Genomic DNA, 263 nt, shown 5'->3' on the forward strand with positions numbered 1-263 from the left:
CCCATGAATTGCTCAGAGCGAATTGCGCATCAAGGAGGCCGGCCGTGCAGGATAGCGTCGTAGAAATTCGCGTGGTGTCACCGATCGTCACCAAAGGATTTCGCAAAGTCGCCGATCTCCGGGCGTTGGAATATCCCGGCATCAAGGTCAGCCACTCGCAGATTACGGCGGGACCGGGATCGATCGAAAGCGAATTCGAAGCTGCCCTTTCGGTGCCGGGAACGATTGCCGAAGTGATCAAGGCGCAGAATGAAGGCGTCCAT

Annotated in this window: 1 pseudogene; it reads left to right on the forward strand. The window is 57.0% G+C overall.

The features are described from left to right. Positions 1–44 precede the first annotated feature (44 nt). Positions 45–263: pseudogene (locus AF337_RS25770) on the forward strand (aspartate/glutamate racemase family protein); the annotation flags it as partial.

The organism is Rhizobium ecuadorense, from assembly GCF_001187535.1.
Classification (GTDB): Bacteria; Pseudomonadota; Alphaproteobacteria; order Rhizobiales; family Rhizobiaceae; genus Rhizobium; species Rhizobium ecuadorense.